A 657-nucleotide genomic window follows, 5' to 3' on the forward strand; every position below is an offset into this window, starting at 1 on the left:
CAACCTTTCCTCCTCGCTGAAAGTGCTTTACAACCCGAAGGCCTTCTTCACACACGCGGCATGGCTGCATCAGGGTTTCCCCCATTGTGCAATATTCCCCACTGCTGCCTCCCGTAGGAGTCTGGACCGTGTCTCAGTTCCAGTGTGGCTGATCATCCTCTCAGACCAGCTAGGGATCGTCGCCTTGGTGAGCCATTACCCCACCAACTAGCTAATCCCACCTGGGTTCATCCAATCGCGAAAGGCCCGAAGGTCCCCTCCTTTCCCCCGTAGGGCGTATGCGGTATTAGCAGTCGTTTCCAACTGTTATCCCCCTCGACTGGGCAGATCCCCAGGCATTACTCACCCGTCCGCCGCTCGCCGGCAAAAGTAGCAAGCTACTTTCCCGCTGCCGCTCGACTTGCATGTGTTAGGCCTGCCGCCAGCGTTCAATCTGAGCCATGATCAAACTCTTCAATTTAAGTTTGGTTTGCGTTCATTCGTTACCGAGGTAGCGAACTTCAGCGGCTCAATGAATTGCTGAAATAAACTGTTCGGCTTGTTATTGCTAACAAGTCGTTTTGGTCACTTCACCAGACATTGAAAATCAAAAATTGTTTTTGATGCTCGATGCTGTGAGTGCCCACACAGATTGCTTGATTCAAATTGTTAAAGAGC

The 657-nt window shown here is 51.4% G+C and carries 1 rRNA gene; it reads right to left on the reverse strand.

Annotated features, from left to right (window positions below):
* Nucleotides 1–460, reverse strand: a 16S ribosomal RNA gene (locus tag KW825_RS20220); the annotation flags it as partial.
* Nucleotides 461–657: the final 197 nt, after the last annotated feature.

Origin of the sequence: Aeromonas sp. sif2433, assembly GCF_019218705.1 — a bacterium.
GTDB classification, from domain to species: domain Bacteria; phylum Pseudomonadota; class Gammaproteobacteria; order Enterobacterales; family Aeromonadaceae; genus Aeromonas; species Aeromonas encheleia.